The organism is Umezawaea sp., assembly GCF_036375055.1.
Lineage (GTDB): Bacteria > Actinomycetota > Actinomycetes > Mycobacteriales > Pseudonocardiaceae > Umezawaea.
The window spans coordinates 21,860-38,318 of sequence record NZ_DASUSQ010000015.1 but is presented as its reverse complement, the minus strand read 5'-3'; the positions used below and the strand labels follow the sequence as shown (position 1 = coordinate 38,318).

Here is a 16,459-nt window from a genome sequence, read left to right as displayed (position 1 = left end):
ATCACGATGGCGTCGTGACGGTCGAGAGGTCCACCCCGAAGCTCATGGCAGCGCGAGCCGGTGTAGCCGAGCGAGCGGTGCAGTCGCGCCACCTGCGCCGGGTCTGGGGGGTGCCGGGCACGCTGCTGGGCGCCGCCGCCTGGCCGGTGGACTGGCGGGGGCGCCTGCACGTCCGGTTCAACTACTGGTGGCAGGCGCACCTGCTCGACTGCGTGGTCGACGCGCAGCTGCGCGCCCCGACCGAGGCGCGCCGCCAGGTCGTGCGGCGGCTGGTGCGCGGGGTGCGGGTGCGGAACCTGGTCGGGTGGACGAACGACTTCTACGACGACGTGGCGTGGCTCGGGCTGGCGCTGCTGCGGGCGGGCGAGGACGTCGGGGTGTCCCGGCCTGCCGGGGTCTCGGCGATAGCGGCCAGGCTGCGCGACGGCTGGACCGACCACGGTGGCGGCGGCATCTGGTGGAAGCGGAACGACGACTTCAAGAACGTCCCCGCGAACGGCCCCGCGGCGATCTTCCTCGCCCGGCTGGCGAAGGCGGGCGGCTCGCACGGCGACCTGGTCCGCGCCCGGTCCACCGTGGACTGGATGGAGTCGGTCCTGGTCGACCCCGAGTCGGGGCTGGCGTGGGACGGCCTGCACGTGCACCCGAACGGTGAGATCCGCGAGATCGAGAAGAACGTCTACTCGTACTGCCAGGGCGTGCTGCTCGGCGCCAACCTCGAACTGGCGCAGGACTCCCCGACGGCGCTGGACCGGGTCGAGCGGCTCGTCCGCGCGGTCGACAAGGAACTGGCGGTCGACGGCGTGCTGCGCGGTCACGGCGGCGGGGACGGCGGGCTGTTCGGCGGGATCCTGCTGCGCTACCTGGCGCGGGCGGCCGTCGTGCTGCCGGGGTTCGAGCGCAGGGCCGCCGCGGAGATCGCCGCCGAAGTCGTGTTCGCGTCGGCGGAAGCCGTGTGGAACAACAGGACCGTGGCGGTGAGCGGGCCGGTGTTCGGTCCGGAGTGGACGGCCCCGGCCGTCGCCCCCGCTCGGGAGCGACGGCCGGAGAGCGACCTGTCCGTGCAACTCGGCGGCTGGATGGCCCTCGAAGCCGCGGCGCTGCTGGAGCGCAGCGGCTTCGACCCGCCGCGCCGCTAGCGGGCGAGCGCCTCCCGGTACCAGTCCAGGTAGTTGGCCAGCTCGGTCAGGTCGAACCGCCACGAGTGGAGCGCGGGTTCGCCGACGGCGTCGACCAGGTTCTTCTGGTCGAACCGCTTGTGGCCCGTCATGTACGAGCCGTAGAACTCGATCTTGCGGTCGAACTCCCGCTCCAGCTGGGTGAACCCGTCGACGTCGTCGGTGTGCACCGGCCGGGGCAGCCCCGCCTTCTCGAACATCACGCCGAGGCCAGGTCCGACCTGGAGCGGGTCCGGGTGGGTCAGGTGGAACACGTCGGCCGTCGACCCGGACTGGCTGATGCTCACGGCGTCCGCCACGACCAGGTCGACCGGCACGAGGTTGACCCGCGCGAGGGCCTCGGCCCGCACCCGCATCGGCTTGGCCAGGTCCTCCGGCGACCCCAGCGCCCCGAGCGCCCGCCGGAACTGCCCGAGCCGCCGCTGGATCCCGTAGAGCCCGGACTGCCCGCCGCACAGCGCGTACGTGCGGCTGTGCCCGATCACGACGCTGGGTCGCAGGGTGCGGGTCGCGAACGCCGTGGCCTCCGACACCAGGCGTTCCGCGCCGACCTTGCTGTCCTCGTACCGGTTGTTCGTCTCCACGCCGTCCATCCGGACCTCGGCGATCTCGCCGTCCAGCCGTCCGGCCACGTACGCGGTGCTCGTGTAGTTGAACGTCGACGCGCCCGCCGCCTCGGCGAGGTCGAGCGCGTTGCGGGTGCCCTCGACGTTGGTGTCCCGGAGGGCTTCCCAGTGCCGGTCCTCGTAGCGCAGGTCGGCCGCGTTGTGCCAGAACTCCCCGGCTCCGCTCAGGCCCTCGACGCCCAGGCGCGGCTCGCCGAGGTCGGCCGGGATGACCGTGACCCGCTTGTCGATCTCCCGCGCGTCCGCCCCGTACTCGCGGGCCGCCCTCGTGAGCGCCGTCCGCAGCCGCTCCTCGGGCTCGACCTTGCGGCCCGGCCGGACCAGGCACACGACCTCGTCGTCGGTGCGCGCCAGCAGCTCCAGCACCAGGGCCGCCCCGACCAGCCCGGTCGCGCCGGTGACCACCTGCTTCACGACCGCCTCCCGGTGGGGGTGAAGCACGCGGGCATCCGGCCGATCGCGTTGATGAAGTTCCCCGCGACGTAGCGGGGGGCGCCGATCCGCAGGTCCGGCAGCTGCCGGTACACCTCGGTGAGGACGTGCCGCAGTTCCAGCTTCGCCAGGTGCGCGCCGAGGCAGTAGTGCGGTCCCCCGCCGCCGAACGAGATGTGCCGGTTCGGCGTGCGGGTGATGTCGAACGTCCACGGGTCGGTGAAGACCTGCTCATCGCGGTTGGCCGACGAGTAGAAGAGCACGACGTGCTCCCCCGCCTCGATGGTCTGCCCACCCAGTTCGGTGCGCTCCACGGCGGTGCGGCGGAAGGTCATGATGGGGGTGGACCAGCGCAGGACCTCCTCGATCGCACCCGGCAGGCGTGCGTCGAGGTCGGCCAGCAGCAGGGCGCGCTGGTCGGGGAAGCGGTCGAGCGCGTGCACGCCGTGGCTGATGGCGTGCCGGGTGGTCTCGTTGCCCGCGATGAACAGGAGGATGAAGAACGCGCGGATCTCGTCGTCGGTGAGCCGCTCGCCGTCGACCTCGGCCTCGATGAGCGCGCTCATCAGGTCGTCGGTCGGGTGCTCGCGCTTCTCGTCGATCAGGTCGAGGGACATGGCGGTGAACGCGACCACGCCGTCGCGGATCGCCTGGGCCGGGTCGGTGCCGCCGAACTCGGGGTCCTTGCAGCCGATCATGGCGTTCGCGTGCACGAGGGCGCGGTCCCGTTCGTCCTCGGGCAGCCCGATGATCTCGCAGATGGTCCAGATGGGCAGCCGCTCGGCGATGCCGGTGACGAAGTCGACCTCGCCGAGGTGGGCCACGGAGGCGACCACGTCGCGGGCGGCGCGCCGGATGGCGGCGTCCATGAGCGACATCCGGCGCGGGGTGAACGTGGTGGTGATGAGCTTGCGCAGCCGGGCGTGCTTCGGACCGTCCATCGCGATGATGGACTGGGTGGCCTCGGCGAGCGCGGGAGGCAGGATTTCCAGCGTGACGCCGCCGAAGTACGCGGACGAGGAGAACGCACGAGGATTGCGGCTTACCGAGGAAACGTCGTTATGGTTTACGACCGCCCAATAACCCTGCGTTTCGACGGACGGGATAACGGGGTTTTCAATGGGAGCCTGCCACGAAACCGGCCGATTCCGTCTCAACTCGGCGAATCGCGAATCCCGGTCTTCGGGAGTCAGTGCCCAGAATTCCTCGGAGGAGAGGTCGGTCGATACCGGGCTGTGGAGGGCTGTCATGGTGTTTCCGCGAGTTCCGACGCGATCTCGCCGCGCAGCACGGACTCCAGCTCCACCAGCGCCCTGGCGACCGTCGAGCCGTCGAGCACCCGGTGGTCGTAGGTGAGGCGCACGTCCAGCGTGCCGTCGTCCTCGAACTGCCCGTAGTTCAGCGTGGTCGTCAGCGGCGAGAGCTGGTGCAGGCTGGCCCCGCCCTCGGACGCCGTGGTGCTGGCGGCGAACGTGCCGAGGAAGTACGCGCGGAACGGGCCGCGGGCCTGCACGGCGAGCCACCAGATCAGCCTGCGGACCGGGAACGGCAGGCTGCTGAGCCCGATGATGCGCCGGTAGCTGCGCAAACTCTCCAGCGGAGCCGTCTTGTACCTCCGCACGACGGCGTCGATCTCGCGCAGCGACAGCGTCTCCGGGCGGGGGATGCGGGTGAAGAACACCGCGCTCTCGCCCTCGTACGCGCGCTCCACGCTGAACGACGCGGCCGTCTCCGGGTGCTCGTAGAGCTGCGCCCACGGGAACGAGAAGTACGCGCGGCGCAGCTCCGGGTGCCGGGCGCACACGACGCCGTAGGCCTTCATGAAGATCGCGCACCAACTCACGTGGTCGGTCGCCGTGGCCCGCGCGGCGACCACGCCGCCCAGTCGCATCCGCCGTTGCATCGGCACGCTGGGAACCTTGCGCGAATGGTGGAGCAGGTCGCGCATGAACTGTCGGGGCGGTGAAAGCCGCAGTGTTCGTCCGCGTCGAACGGGAACGTCCCGTGCGGGGCTCGGAAGCTCCCCTGATTGCCGTGTTATCGGTGTCCTGATGAGCATGCGTCCGACGATAAGGACGAAAAGTACGCTCTCGGAGAACGCTGTCCGGAATAGGGGTTGATGTAAATCATATTGCGCTCAGTGGCAGCCGCAGGACTGGCGGTGCTTCAGGGTCGGGGCGAGCCGGATGGTTTCCGGCGGGCGGTTCGGATCGGTGATCCGCGAGAGCAGCAGCCGGACGGCCGTTCGGCCGATCTCCTCGATCGGCTGGGCCATCGTCGTGAGGGCCGGTTCGACCAGCTCGGACCACTCGACCTCGTCGTAGGAGACCAGCGCCAGGTCGCGACCGATGCGCAGCCCTCGGGTGCGGATCTCGTGCATCACGCTGGTCAGGACCATGTGGTCGCCCGCGACCACGGCCGTCGGCGGCGACTCCAGGTCGAGCAGCGGGGCCAGCTTGCCGTCGGAGGACACCAGGTCCTCGTCCCACTGGAGACCGGAGCGGCCGAGCCCGAGCCGGTAGCCGAGCACGCGCTCGTCGGTGGTCGCGAGCCCGATCTGGCCGGTGACCATCCCGATCCGCCGGTGCCCCAGCTCGGCCAGGTGCCGGGCGAGCTGCGACGTGGACTGGACGTTCTCCGGCCCGACCTGGTCCATGTCCTGGCTCATCGTCAGGCGGTCCACGAGCACCGTCGGGATGCCGAGGCGCCGCAGCTCCGGCAGCACCGCGCCGCCCGCCCCCGCCGACGGGGTCAGCAGCAGGCCGTCCACGCGACGGCCGCGCAGCATCCGCACGGCTGCCTGCTCGGACTCGGCGGTGTCGCGGGTGTCGATCAGGACGAGCGAGTAGCCCGCGGTCGTGGCCTCGTTCTCGATCGCGGCGATCAGCTCGGCGAAGTACGGGTGCGACACCAGCGAGACGGCCAGTCCCAGGGACTTCGTGCCGCCGGTCACGAGGGAGCGGGCGATGGCGTCCCCGGTGTAGCCGGTCTCCTCGATGGCCTTGAGGACGCGCTCCTTCGTCTCCGGGGCCACCGACCTGGTCTCGTTGATGACGTGTGAGACCGTGGTGATGGAGACCCCGGCCAGGGTCGCGACCTCCCGCATGGTGATCATGTGGTGCTTGCCCCGTTCCGCCTGTGCGCAATCGCTTGCGACCGGACCCTACCTGCTAGGAGGCGCTCGCGATGGTTGTCGTGGTGTGTGTCGGCCTGACGACCGTGGACGTCATCCAGCAGGTAGCTGAATTCCCCGTTCCGGGTGACAAGGTCCAGTCCACGGGTGTCCACCTGACCCCCGGCGGACCCGCGGCCAACGCCGCGACCACGGTCGCCGCGCTCGGCCACGAGGCCGTCCTGCTGACCGCGCTCGGGCGGGACGCCTTCGGCGCGTTCGCCGCCGCCGGGCTCGCCGAGCGGGGGGTCGAGTTCCACGACCTCGCGCCCGACTCCCGCATCTCGCTCAGCATGGTCGCCGTCCGCGAGCGCGACGGCGAGCGGACCGTGATCTCCCGCAACGCCGCCGAAGTCGACCTCCGGGCCACTGTGGACGCCGTAACACCGTTTGTGTTGCGGGCGGACGTCCTCCTGCTCGACGGACACCTCGGCCGGATGGCCCTGACGGCCGCGAATGTGGCCAAAGATGCCGGTTTGCCGGTGGTGCTCGACGCCGGGAGCTGGAAACCTGTGCTTGAAGACCTGCTGCCGCTGGTGGACGTAGCGGCGTGCTCGGCGGCTTTCGAGCGGACCGAGGACGAGCTGCACGCCCTCGGGGTGCCGCTGGTGATCCGGACGAACGGTGCGAACCCGGTCGCGTGGTCGTGTGACGGGAGACTCCACGCACTGCCGGTACCCCCGGTGGACGTGCGCGACACCAACGGCGCGGGGGACGTGTGGCACGGTGCTCTCGCCGTCGCGCTCGCCCGGCAGGACCCGGTCGCCGACGCGATCGGGTATGCGAACGCGGTGGCGGCGGTCAGGGTGCGCAACACCGCGCAGGACTGGCTTGAGGAGTTGGCAAGGTGGCAGGACAGCAGGTGAAGTTCGACGAGCTGCTCGACCGGGCTCGCGGGCTCGTGGACACCGGTGAGCGCAGGCTGCTCGGCATCGGCGGCGCACCTGGCTCGGGCAAGTCCACGCTCGCGCGCCGGTTGGTCGACGCGCTCGGAGCCGACGCCGCGCTCGTCGAGATGGACGGCTTCCACCTGGCCCAGCGCGAGCTGCTCCGGCTGCGCATCAGCGAGCGCAAGGGCGCGCCCGACACGTTCGACGTCGCCGGGTACGTCGACCTGCTCGGCAGGCTCAAGGCAGCAGGCCCGGACATCGTCTACGCGCCCGAGTTCCGGCGCGAGATCGAGGAGCCCATCGCCTGCGCCGTGCCCATCGGCCCGGACGTGCCGCTCATCGTCACCGAGGGCAACTACCTGCTGCTGAACTACGACAAGTGGAAGCGCGTCCGCATCGTGCTGGACGAGGCCTGGTTCCTGTTCATCGACGACGACCTCAGGGTGCAGCGGCTGATAGACCGCCACCTGAGGTTCGGCCGGACGCTGGCGGAGGCCGAGGAGCGCGTCCTGCACGGCACCGACCACGTCAACGCCCTGATGGTGAACTCCTCCAAGTCGGGCGCCGACCTGCTCATCACCGACGTGGTGTGAGGTCCGCTTCCGCGTCGAGGTCGATCGGCTTGCGCATCTCCTGGCGGTAGCGCCACACGCCGTACGCGGTGCCGAACACGAAGAACGCGATGCTGACCACGACCGCCGTCGTCTCCAGCCACGGCATCGACGTCAGCAGGCCGGCCCCGTAGTACCCGGCCAGCACGAGCGTCGGCACCCACGCGAGCGCGCCGAGCGTCGTGGCCAGCAGGAACCGCTTCTTGTCCATCTGCGCCGCGCCCGCGACCATCGGCGCCAGCGTGCGGACCCACGGGATCCAGCGGGCCAGCACGATCGCCCAGAACCCCCGTCTGTCCAGGAAGTCCCTGGCCTTCTCCAGGTTCTGCCGGTTCAGCATCCGGCCGCCCTTGCGGGCCAGCAGGTGCGTGCCGGTCGTCTGGCCGATGTAGTAGCCGATCAGGTTGCCGACCAGCGCCACCAGCATGGCCGCCGCGGAGAGCAGCCACGCGTTCCACGCACCGGTGTGCTGCGCCAGGATGACGCCCGCCGCGAAGAGCAGCGAATCACCGGGCAGGAACAGCCCGAAGATGAAGGCGCACTCGACGAACAGGAATCCCAGCGTGATCAGCCACACCGCCACGGGCCCCGCGGTTGCCAGCGGGTTGAGCGGGTCGATCGCGAGAGTGAGGGTCGAACCGGACAGAACCACCCGGTCAGCCTACGTCGGAGTGGGGTGCCCGCAGGACGACCTTGACTCAACCGGTAGCTGAAAGCTGTGCGTCGTAACGGATTGCGCACAACCGGTCACGGTCCAGAGTGGCATCGACCTGCCACACGACCCTGTGGTGCGAACGACCGGCACCGCTCAGCGCTGATCCGCCCTAGCCTCTGCGGTGCCATGTCGAGCACCCGGATGACCAAGCCGCAGCGCCGTGAGCAGATCCTCGCCACGGCGGCGGAGGTGTTCGCCACCACCGGCTACGCCCACGCGGGCATGCGGGAGGTGGCGACCAGGGCGGGCATCACGACGCCCGTGCTCTACGACCACTTCGCGTCCAAGGCGGACCTGTACTCGGTCCTCCTCGGCAAGCAGGTCGACTCGCTGGTCGGCGAGTGGGCCGCGCCGGTGGCCCCGGTGAGCACGTACGACCTGTTCCACGGACGCGTCTGCTCGATCTACGCGTGGATCGAGCAGAACGAGCTCGCCTGGCGGATGATCTTCGGTGAGCCGCCGCGCGACGAGGACGCGGCTCGGGTGCACCGCGAGGGGCAGGCGAGGGCCACCAGGCACCTCACGGCGCTGTTCCGGTCGGTGCCGCACCTGGACCTGTCCGTCGACCTCGACCGGGACCGCGCCGACGAGGTGCTGGCCGAGGCGGCGAAGAGCGCGTTGAACGCCATCGCCACGTGGTGGTGGAGCAACCGGGACGTCTCGCGCGAGCACGTCGTCGCGCTGACCACCGACCTGCTGTGGCGGGGCGTCCGCGAACTCACGGGCTCGGCGTCACACGTGCGGCACTGAGTCGAGGTCCGTGGTCGTCGTCCGCAGCGGGATCTCCTTGATCAGGAACGTGGTCGCGAACGCGACGACCATGACGAACGCGCCGGTCAGGAACACCGCGTCGATCGACTCCGCGAAGCCCTCCAGGAACGGCCTCGCCAGCCGGGGGTCGACCTGCTGGAGGAACGACGAGTCCTGGAGGACGCCCGCGTCGCCCCCGCCGCCCTGGAGCGCGTCGAGCACCGGCTTGTTGACCGGGTCGGCCAGCACCGCCGGGTCCTTCAGCGCGGCCTGGAACTCCGGTGTCGGCACGATCCGGGCGAACGCGTCCCCGATGCGGTCCGGCACCGTGCTGAACATGATGGACAGGAACACCGCGACGCCGACCGTGCCGCCCATCTGGCGGAAGAACGTGGCGGACGCGGTCGCGACGCCGAGGTCGCGCATCGGCACGGCGTTCTGCGCGGCGATCGTGAGCGTCTGCATGCAGTTGCCGAGCCCGAAGCCGAAGATCGTCATGTAGACCGTCGGCTGCCAGATCGGGGAGTCGACGCCGACCGTGTAGAACAGGAACATCGCGATCACCATCAGCGCGGTGCCGATGATCGGGAACACCTTGTAGCGGCCGGTGCGCGAGGTGATCTGGCCGGACAGGATCGAGCCGACCATGATGCCCAGCGTCATGGGGATCATCAGCAGACCGGCCTCGGTGGGCGTGTGGCCCTTCACGATCTGGAGGTACTGCGGGATCATCGAGATGCCGCCGAACATGCCGATGCCGACGACGAACCCGGCGATGATGATCATGGTGAACGTGGACGAGCCGAACAGCTTGAGCGGGATCAGGGCCTCGTCGCCCATCTTGGACTCGACCCGGATGAACAGCGCCACGCCGACCACGCCGACGACGTAGCAGGCGATCGACCCGACCGAGCCCCAGCCCCACTCGCGGCCCTGCTCGGCGACGATCAGCAGCGGCACGATGCCCGTGGTCAGGAACAGCGCGCCCCAGTAGTCGATGCGGTGGTCGTGCGCCTCGTGCGGGAGCCGCAGCACGCGCCACACGACGGCCAGCGCGACGACGCCGATCGGCACGTTCACCAGGAACACCCAGCGCCAGCCCGTGATGCCGAGGATGGTGTCCTGACCTGCGAGGAAGCCGCCGATGACCGGCCCGAGCACGCTGGAGGTGCCGAACACGGCGAGGAAGTAGCCCTGGTACTTGGCGCGCTCGCGGGGCGGCATCATGTCGGCGATGATCGTGAACGCCAGCGACATCAACCCGCCCGCGCCGAGGCCCTGGAGGGCGCGGAACGCCGCCAGCTCGTACATCGACGTGGAGAACGTGCAGGCCAGCGACCCGATGACGAAGATGGTGATCGCGGCCAGGTAGAACGGCCGCCTGCCGTAGATGTCCGACAGCTTGCCGTAGATCGGTGTCGAGATGGTCGACGTGATCAGGTAGGCGGTCGTGGCCCACGCCTGGAGGCTGAGACCCTGGAGGTCGTCGGCGATCGTCCGGATCGACGTGCCGACGATCGTCTGGTCGAGCGCCGCCAGGAACATGCCGACCATCAGGCCGCTCAGGACGGCGAGGATCTGCCGGTGGGTGAGCCTGCCGCTCCCAGTCTCCGCGTTGACCATCCACCGAGTCTGCGCCATGCCCCCGGATGCCGCCGCACGATCGTCCCGGCGCCGGGGACCTCTGTGCCCGGATGTCGCAAACGCACCGTTCCGGTGTGACGAAGACCCCGCTAGCGTGCTGGGCATGGCCCTGGTCGAAGAACTCCGCGCGGCGTTGGGTCCGAACGCCGTCCTGACCGACACCGACGTCACCGCCGCCTACCAGCGCGACATGATGCCGCTCGCGCCGTACGGCTCACCGCTCGCGGTCGTCCTGCCCGCCGACACCGAAGAGGTCCGGGCCGTGGTGCGCGCGTGCGCCGCGGCGGGCGTCCCGATCGTGCCGCGCGGCGCGGGCAGCGGACTGTCCGGCGCGGCCAACGCGATCGACGGCTGCGTGGTGCTCGTGACCACGAAGATGAACGCGATCGTGGAGATCGACGCCGACAACCGGCTCGCGGTCGTGGAGCCGGGGGTGGTCAACCTCGACCTGCGCGGGGCCGTGGAGAAGAACGGCCTGTTCTACCCGCCGGACCCGTCGAGCTACGACTGGTGCACGATCGGCGGCAACCTGTCCACGAACGCGGGCGGGCTGTGCTGCGTGAAGTACGGCGTCACCACGGATTCGGTGCTCGGCCTCGAAGTCGTGCTGGCCGACGGCGAGGTGCTGAAGACCGGCCGCCGGACCGTGAAGGGCGTGGCGGGCTACGACCTGACCAAGCTGTTCATCGGCAGCGAGGGCACGCTCGGCGTGATCACGAAGGCCACGCTCGCGCTCCGACCGCTGCCGCAGGCGCCGGTGACGCTGGTGGCGGCGTTCAACACCACGGAGGCGGCCGGGGTCGCGGTCAGCGCCGTGGTGCGCGAGGGCCTGGTGCCGTCGCTGATGGAGATCATGGACCGCACGTCCATCGAGGCCGTCGAGACGTACCTGAAGACCGAGCTCGGCGCCGGCCCCGGCTGCGCGGCGCTGCTGATCTGCCAGTCCGACGCCGGTGCCGAGGTCGGGATGCGCGAGCTGGCCGTCATCGAGCAGCTCTGCACCAACGCGGGCGCCGAACTGGTCTACGCCACCGAGGACGTCTCCGAGGGGCGCGACCTGCTGACCGCCCGCCGCGCCGTCCTGACGGCGCTGGAGGTCTACGGGGCCTGGCTCACCGACGACGTCTGCGTGCCCCGCACCAGGATCGCCGAGCTGATCGCGGGCTGCGAGCGCGTCAGCGCCGAGGTCGGCCTGCGCATCGCCGTCGTCGGCCACGCCGGCGACGGCAACATGCACCCCACCATCGTCTACGACCCCGCGTCCGAGGACGAGTTCTCCCGCGCCCGCAAGGCTTTCGACGAGATCCTGTCCGTCGGCCTCGCGCTCGGCGGGACCGTCACGGGCGAGCACGGCATCGGCAAGATCAAGCGGGAGTGGCTGGAGCGCGAGATCGGACCGGTCGGCCTGCGCGTGCACCGCGAGATCAAGCGAGCCCTCGACCCGGAGAACCTCTTCAACCCCGGCTCGATGTTCTCGATGTGACGTCCACAAAGGACGACGCCCGTGAGGTGGGACCTCACGGGCGTCGTCGTGGAGCTGGAGGGGATCAGCGGTCGTGGTCGACCTTCGGGAAGACCTGCGTGGCCTCCGAGGAGGTGTCCACCCTAGGGAGGACCTGCGTGATGTCGTCGGCCTCCTGCTGGACCAGCGACTTCTTCTCGCGCTTCGCCTTGATGAACTCGATGATGATCGGCACGACCGAGATCAGCACGATCAGGATCAGCATCATCTCGATGTTCTTGCGCACGAACTCGATCTGGCCGAGGAAGTAGCCCAGGACCGTCAGGCCCGCGGCCCAGGCGATGCCGCCGATGGCCGAGTAGGTGAAGTACTTCCTCGCGTCCATCCGACCCACGCCCGCCATGGCGGTGATGAAGGTGCGGACGATCGGCACGAACCGGGCCATGACGATCGCGCGGGCGCCGTACTTCTCGAAGAAGCCCTCCGTCTTCTCGACGTACTCCTTCTTGAAGATCTTGGACTCCGGCTTGTTGAACAGCGCGGGCCCGGCGCGCAGGCCGATGTAGTACCCGACGACGTTGCCGACCATGGCGCACACCGTCACGAGCACGCAGACCAGCCACAACGGGTAGTCCAGCGCGCCGGTGGCGACGAACAGCCCGGCGGTGAACAACAGCGAGTCACCCGGCAGGAAGAAGCCGACCAGAAGGCCGCACTCGGCGAAGATGATGAAGCAGAGCGCGAAGAGCGCGAACCCCCCGAAGCTGCTCAAGAGGTATTCGGGGTTCAGCCACTGCGGGCCGAGGGCAACCGTGGAGGTGGTGAGCGCAGCCGTCACGCGTCACACGGTACAGGCATTCCGAGACGGGCAATTCCGGCATCGGTGATGGGCGGTCAGCGCAACGTGACCACGGCGACGACCGTTCCGGCCGCGAGTCCGAAGAGGAGCGCGAGCAGCAGCACCCACCGGGCGGCCAGCGCCGGCGGGCGCGCGGGCTCCCCGGCCGCGGGCGCGGAGCGCACGACGTGCATGCCGGAACTGGTGGCCTGCGCGCGCAGCGCGTCGGCCACCAGCCGCTCCTGGTCGTCGGGCATGGCTCCGACGCTAGCCCAGACCGGGTCCTAGTCCTTGACCCACGCGCCCCTGCTCATCACATCGCGTGGTCGGAGCTCGGCGTCGAGCACCACCAGGTCGGCCGCGAGGCCCGCGCGGAGTTCACCGGTCCGGTCGCTCAGGCCGAGCAGCGCGGCCGGTCGGGTCGACGCCGCCCGGGACGCCTCGACGATGCTCAGCCCGCACGAGGTCACCGCGTTGCGGAACGCGGCGTCCATGGTCAGCGTGCTGCCCGCCAGCGAACCGCCGCCCGCGAGCGTGGGCACGCCGTCGACCACGCGCACTTCGAGACCGCCCACGTCGTACACGCCGTCGCCGACCCCGGCCGCCGCGATGGCGTCGGTGATGAGCACCGTGCGGCCCGTGCCCGCGTGCCGGGCGGCCAGCCGCACCGTCGTGGGGTGCAGGTGCACGAGGTCGCAGATCAGCTCGACGGTGACGCGCTCGTCGTCCAGCAGCGCGCCGATCGGGCCCGGCTCGCGGTGGTGCAGCGGGCGCATCCCGTTGAACAGGTGGGTCGCCACGGACGCGCCCGCGTCGATCGCGGGGCGGATCTGGGCCTCGGTGCCGTCGGTGTGGCCGACCGCCGCGAGGACATCGTTGTCGACCAGCAGCTTCACCGCGTCGACCGCGCCCTCCAGCTCCGGAGCCAGGGTGATCATCCGGACGGCGCCCCCGCCCGCGGCGAGCAGCTTCGCCACGGAGTCGCGGTCCGGCGGGCGCAGGATCGCCGGGTCGTGCGCGCCGCAGCGCGCGGCGGACAGGAAGGGGCCCTCCAGGTGCAGCCCGGAGATCAGGCCGTCCTGCGTCAGCTCGGCGAGCTTCGCGATCTGCTCGACCATCTCCGGCACCGGCCGCGACACCAGGCTGGCGAGCAGCGTGGTGGTGCCGTGCCTGCGGTGCGCCGACGCCGCCTTGCGCACGCGGTCCGGGTCGGCGTTGGTGAACGCCTCGCCGCCGCCGCCGTGGCAGTGGATGTCGACGAAGCCGGGCACCAGCCACGACCCGCTCACGTCCGTCGTCGGCCCGTCCGGGACCGTCCCCTCGCCGACGGCCAGGATCCGGCCGTCGCGCACGGTCAGCCACCCCGATTCGAGCACGCCGTCCGGCGTGACCACCCGACCACCGGTCAAGGTCACGTCCACCGGTCCGCCCCACGTGCTCATGAACCCTCCAACTCGTCGATGGCGAGCAGCGCCGCGCCGAGGCATCCGGCCTCGTCGCCGAGCGCGGCCAACCGAAGTTCCGGTCGTCGCTGGAAGGTGATCAACCCGTCCAGCTTCTTGCCCAGTGGCGCCGCGAGCAGTTCGCCGGACAGGGCGAGACCGCCGCCGAGCACCACCGCCTCGGGTCCGAGCACGCCAGCCAGGAGCACGATCCCCCTGGCCAGCGCGTCGATCGCCTCGTCCCACACGGCGCGGGCGTCCGGGTCGCCCGCGCGCACCATGGCCGCCACCTCGGCCGCGCCGCCGACGGGGATGCCGGTGCGCTCGGTGAACCGGCGGGCGATGCCGCCCGAGGACGCGCGCACCTCCACGCACCCGACCTGCCCGCAGCCGCAGGGATCGCCGTGGCCGACGTCGACGTGGCCGACCTCGCCCGCGTAGCCGTCGCCGCCGTGGATCCGGCCGTCGAGCACCAGCGCGCCCGCTATCCCGGTGCCGATGGGCATGATCACCCCGTTGCGCAGCCCCCGCGCGGCGCCCATCCGGCACTCCGCGAGGCCGCCCGCGCGCACGTCGTGTCCGAACGCGACGGTCAGGCCCGTGCGCTCGGCGATCCGGTCGCGGAACGGGAAGTCGTTCCAGCCCAGGTTGGTCGAGTACACCCCGACCCCCGTGCGCTCGTCGACCACGCCGGGGACGACGACGCCGACGGCGTCGACCCCGTGCTCCGCGGCGGCCCGCAGCCCGTCGACGACGTCGACGACCAGGTCCACCACCGCCTCGGCGGTCGCCGTGCCGTCCGCGCCCCTGGGGGTGCCCCGCCGCTGTTGTTCCACCGCGACCACGCGCTCCGGCGTGCCCGCCACCAGCGCTGCTTTGGTCTCGGTTCCGCCGACGTCGACGGCGACCACGTGTCTCGTGCGTGCCACGAGGGTCGATACTGCGGCATGCACCGCCCATTGGTCTATACCAAGGCCCGGAATGGGTCCGGTCGCGGAATCATGTGGGCGGTGAACCGGTACGAACGGCTGACGGCGTTGCTGGAGCTCCTGGCCGCCCGCGGCAGGCTCGGAACCGACGAGGTCGCTGTCGAACTCGGCGTCTCGGCGGCCACCGTCCGGCGCGACCTCGACCACCTCGCCGAGCAGCAGCTGCTCAGCCGCACCCACGGCGGTGCCGTCGCCCAGGCCGTCTCCTACGACCTGCCGATGCGCTACAAGGCCTCCCGCAGGGCCGACGAGAAGCAGCGCATCGGCCAGGCCGCGGCGGCGCTGGCCGCGCCGGGTTCGGTCGTCGGGCTCACCGGCGGCACCACCGTCACGGAGGTCGCGAGAGGACTCGCGACCAGGCCCGACCTCGACGTGACGGTCGTGACGAACGCCCTGAACATCGCCGGTGAACTGGTCGTCCGCCCCCGCGTGAAGCTCGTCGTCACGGGTGGCGTCGCGCGCCCGCAGTCCTACCAGCTGATCGGCCCGCTCGCCGCCAGGATCGCGGACGAGCTGTCGCTCGACCTGGCGTTCCTCGGCGTCGACGGGCTGGACCCGGTGCTGGGCGCGACCGCGCGCCACGAGGGGGAGGCCGAGCTGTGCCGGGTGTTCGCCGCGCACGCCGAACGCGTCGTCGTGGTCGCGCACTCGTCCAAGCTCGGCAGGCGGACGCTCGCGCGGATCGTCGGCGTCGACCAGGTGGACGTGCTCATCACCGACACGACCGCGACGGACCAGGCCGTCGCGCCGTACCTGGAGCGCGGGGTGGAGGTCCAGCGGGTCTAGCGGGCCGCCATGATCTTCTGCAACGCGTCGAGGGCCCGGCTGGCCGTGGACTTCACGGTGCCCTTCGAGATGCCGGTGGCCTCGGCGATCTCCGCCTCGGACATGTCGCCGTAGTAGCGCAGCACCAGCACCTCGCGCTGCCTCGGCGGCAGCTGCTGGAGCGCAGCGACCACGGCCTGGTGCTCCGCGGTCAGCATCGCGAGGCTCTCGGCCGAGCGGGCGTTCACCGCGTGCGGGGGTGTGTAGTCGCGCGCGGTCTTGCGGCGGCGCAGCACGCTGCGCGACCCGTTGACCACCGCCGTCCGCAGGTAGCCCAGCGCCGCCTGCGCGTCGCGCAGGTTTCCCCAGTTCCGGTGCAGACCGGTGAAGGCCTCCTGCACCACGTCCTCGGCTGTCGCGGGTTCGTCGACGAGCAGCAGCGCGAGGCGCACCAGCCGCATCCGGTGCTGGCGGTAGAGGTCCTCCAGCGTCAGGGGACCGGCGGGCGCCGGGGCCGCGCCGTCCTGGATGCGGAGGTTGGTCAGCGTGTCCTGCACGCGCACGACGCCGCTGCTGTTCTGCTCGGGACCGACCACGGGGAGGACGTTACCGGTCGGCGGGTAGCTTCGGCTCGGCAACACAGGTTCTCGGTGGAGGTGCGCATGGCCAGGTTCGCGGTCCAGTTCGTCTACGGGCCAGATCGGGACAGGTTGGCCGAGGTCAGGCCCAAGCACCGGGACTACCTCGACACGTTGGTGGACAAGGGCGTTCTGCTGCTCTCCGGCCCGTACGCCGACATGGAAGGCGCTCTCCTGGTCTTCGAGGCGGCCGACGAGGCGGAGCTGCGCGGCTACCTCGCCGCCGACCCGTACGCGGGCGCGCAGGTGCTCGCCGAGACCACCGTGCGCGAGTGGAACGCCATCAAGGGCACGTTGGTCTAGCTCC

At 70.9% G+C, this 16,459-nt stretch carries 18 protein-coding genes; 7 read left to right on the top strand and 11 right to left on the bottom strand.

What is annotated here, in order from left to right; genetic code table 11:
- Positions 1-44 precede the first annotated feature (44 nt).
- A complete protein-coding gene (locus VFZ92_RS05380) occupies positions 45-1,139 on the top strand; it encodes a glycoside hydrolase family 76 protein (RefSeq protein ID WP_330874664.1) in 1,095 nt (364 codons plus the stop codon).
- On the opposite strand, the gene VFZ92_RS05375 is transcribed toward VFZ92_RS05380, so the two are convergent.
- The 4 genes from VFZ92_RS05375 to VFZ92_RS05360 form a co-directional block, all read right to left on the bottom strand.
- Entirely contained in the window at positions 1,136-2,218 is a 1,083-nt protein-coding gene (locus VFZ92_RS05375) for an SDR family oxidoreductase (protein ID WP_330874627.1), read from the bottom strand. The genes VFZ92_RS05380 and VFZ92_RS05375 overlap by 4 nt on opposite strands.
- On the bottom strand, positions 2,215-3,177 hold the full coding sequence (locus tag VFZ92_RS05370) for a cytochrome P450 (RefSeq protein ID WP_330874625.1): 963 nt from the start codon (positions 3,175-3,177) through the stop codon (positions 2,215-2,217). Before VFZ92_RS05370 ends, VFZ92_RS05375 begins: the two co-directional genes overlap by 4 nt.
- 305 nt (positions 3,178-3,482) lie before the next feature.
- The gene (locus tag VFZ92_RS05365) at positions 3,483-4,145 is read right to left on the bottom strand and encodes a hypothetical protein (protein WP_330874624.1); all 663 of its coding nucleotides are present in this window, start codon (positions 4,143-4,145) and stop codon (positions 3,483-3,485) included.
- A gap of 228 nt (positions 4,146-4,373) precedes the next feature.
- A complete protein-coding gene (locus VFZ92_RS05360) occupies positions 4,374-5,351 on the bottom strand; it encodes a LacI family DNA-binding transcriptional regulator (protein WP_330874623.1) in 978 nt (325 codons plus the stop codon).
- 71 nt (positions 5,352-5,422) lie between these two features.
- Between VFZ92_RS05360 and VFZ92_RS05355 the strand changes: the two genes are divergently transcribed.
- Together VFZ92_RS05355 and VFZ92_RS05350 are read left to right on the top strand one after the other, a co-directional pair.
- Positions 5,423-6,274, top strand: coding sequence for a PfkB family carbohydrate kinase (locus tag VFZ92_RS05355; protein ID WP_330874622.1), 852 nt, complete (start codon positions 5,423-5,425; stop codon positions 6,272-6,274).
- Positions 6,256-6,891: a nucleoside/nucleotide kinase family protein gene (locus VFZ92_RS05350; RefSeq protein ID WP_330874621.1), complete on the top strand. Its 636-nt coding sequence runs from the start codon at positions 6,256-6,258 to the stop codon at positions 6,889-6,891. The genes VFZ92_RS05355 and VFZ92_RS05350 overlap by 19 nt, the downstream gene beginning before the upstream one ends.
- Here the strand turns inward: VFZ92_RS05350 and VFZ92_RS05345 are convergent.
- Entirely contained in the window at positions 6,875-7,561 is a 687-nt protein-coding gene (locus VFZ92_RS05345; RefSeq protein WP_330874620.1) for a DedA family protein, read from the bottom strand. The two genes, VFZ92_RS05350 and VFZ92_RS05345, sit on opposite strands and share 17 nt — an antisense overlap.
- Before the next feature lie 189 nt (positions 7,562-7,750).
- On the opposite strand from VFZ92_RS05345, the gene VFZ92_RS05340 reads away from it, so the two are divergent.
- Positions 7,751-8,374 (top strand): TetR/AcrR family transcriptional regulator, encoded by a 624-nt coding sequence (locus VFZ92_RS05340; RefSeq protein WP_330874618.1) that lies wholly within the window; start codon positions 7,751-7,753, stop codon positions 8,372-8,374.
- Here VFZ92_RS05340 and VFZ92_RS05335 read toward each other — a convergent pair.
- Positions 8,357-9,997, bottom strand: a complete 1,641-nt coding sequence (locus VFZ92_RS05335; protein WP_330874616.1) for an MDR family MFS transporter — start codon at positions 9,995-9,997, stop codon at positions 8,357-8,359. The two genes, VFZ92_RS05340 and VFZ92_RS05335, sit on opposite strands and share 18 nt — an antisense overlap.
- Before the next feature lie 124 nt (positions 9,998-10,121).
- On the opposite strand from VFZ92_RS05335, the gene VFZ92_RS05330 reads away from it, so the two are divergent.
- On the top strand, positions 10,122-11,501 hold the full coding sequence (locus VFZ92_RS05330; RefSeq protein WP_414719817.1) for an FAD-binding oxidoreductase: 1,380 nt from the start codon (positions 10,122-10,124) through the stop codon (positions 11,499-11,501).
- A gap of 64 nt (positions 11,502-11,565) precedes the next feature.
- Here VFZ92_RS05330 and VFZ92_RS05325 read toward each other — a convergent pair whose 3' ends face one another.
- The 4 genes from VFZ92_RS05325 to VFZ92_RS05310 are packed head-to-tail and all read right to left on the bottom strand — an operon-like array spanning position 11,566 to position 14,689.
- Positions 11,566-12,318: a DedA family protein gene (locus VFZ92_RS05325; protein WP_330874612.1), complete on the bottom strand. Its 753-nt coding sequence runs from the start codon at positions 12,316-12,318 to the stop codon at positions 11,566-11,568.
- Between the two features lie 56 nt (positions 12,319-12,374).
- The gene (locus VFZ92_RS05320) at positions 12,375-12,575 is read right to left on the bottom strand and encodes a hypothetical protein (RefSeq protein ID WP_330874610.1); all 201 of its coding nucleotides are present in this window, start codon (positions 12,573-12,575) and stop codon (positions 12,375-12,377) included.
- Positions 12,576-12,602: 27 nt separating this feature from the next.
- On the bottom strand, positions 12,603-13,760 hold the full coding sequence (nagA, locus tag VFZ92_RS05315) for an N-acetylglucosamine-6-phosphate deacetylase (protein WP_330874608.1): 1,158 nt from the start codon (positions 13,758-13,760) through the stop codon (positions 12,603-12,605).
- Positions 13,757-14,689, bottom strand: a complete 933-nt coding sequence (locus VFZ92_RS05310) for an ROK family protein (protein WP_330874607.1) — start codon at positions 14,687-14,689, stop codon at positions 13,757-13,759. The genes nagA and VFZ92_RS05310 overlap by 4 nt, the downstream gene beginning before the upstream one ends.
- Before the next feature lie 81 nt (positions 14,690-14,770).
- On the opposite strand from VFZ92_RS05310, the gene VFZ92_RS05305 reads away from it, so the two are divergent.
- A complete protein-coding gene (locus VFZ92_RS05305) occupies positions 14,771-15,535 on the top strand; it encodes a DeoR/GlpR family DNA-binding transcription regulator (protein ID WP_330874605.1) in 765 nt (254 codons plus the stop codon).
- On the opposite strand, the gene VFZ92_RS05300 is transcribed toward VFZ92_RS05305, so the two are convergent.
- Positions 15,532-16,110 carry a SigE family RNA polymerase sigma factor gene (locus tag VFZ92_RS05300; protein WP_330874603.1) on the bottom strand — a complete coding sequence of 193 codons (579 nt, stop codon included), beginning with the start codon at positions 16,108-16,110 and terminating at the stop codon, positions 15,532-15,534. The genes VFZ92_RS05305 and VFZ92_RS05300 overlap by 4 nt on opposite strands.
- A gap of 66 nt (positions 16,111-16,176) precedes the next feature.
- On the opposite strand from VFZ92_RS05300, the gene VFZ92_RS05295 reads away from it, so the two are divergent.
- Positions 16,177-16,455 (top strand): YciI family protein, encoded by a 279-nt coding sequence (locus VFZ92_RS05295; RefSeq protein ID WP_330874602.1) that lies wholly within the window; start codon positions 16,177-16,179, stop codon positions 16,453-16,455.
- The last annotated feature ends 4 nt before the right edge of the window (positions 16,456-16,459 follow it).